Genomic DNA, 534 nt, shown 5'->3' on the forward strand with positions numbered 1-534 from the left:
CAGGAACTGGAAGAAACCTTCCTGATCTTCCAGCACATTGCTCCAGAACGGCGAGTGGTACAGCGCCACGGCGCCATGCACCAAGGCCCAGGCGGCACAGTAGTGGAAGTACGGCGGCACATCTTCGAGCTTGCCTTCACTGATGCGACCCTTGATCAGCAGGGTCAGGCGTTCGAAGTTCGAGGCGCGGATCTTGTGCAGTTCCTCGACCATTTCCGGCACCTGGTGGCCCTTGACCACTTTTTCTTCCAGGCGGTCGAACAGGCGATAGCGCTGCGGGTCACGCATGCGGAATTCGAAATAGGCCCTGGACAGGGCCTCCTTGTCCTTGTCGACATCGGCCGAGTGCAGCAACTCGTTCAAGTCGCGCTCGTAGTCGAGCATCAGGCGCAGGTAGATTTCGGCCTTGGATTTGAAATGCTTGTAGATCGTGCCTTTGCCGATACCCACGGCATCCGCAATCATCTCGACGGTGACGCTGTCTTCACCTTGTTCGAGGAACAACTTGAGTGCAGTGTCGAGAATTTCCTGCTC

Annotated in this window: 1 protein-coding gene; it reads right to left on the minus strand. The window is 57.1% G+C overall.

What is annotated here, in order from left to right:
* Positions 1-534 (minus strand): TetR/AcrR family transcriptional regulator (locus DNU06_RS17635; protein ID WP_111064799.1); only part of this gene is annotated, 534 nt, incomplete at both ends.

The sequence above is a fragment of the Putridiphycobacter roseus genome (assembly GCF_003234935.1).
Classification (GTDB): domain Bacteria; phylum Bacteroidota; class Bacteroidia; order Flavobacteriales_D; family Crocinitomicaceae; genus Putridiphycobacter; species Putridiphycobacter roseus.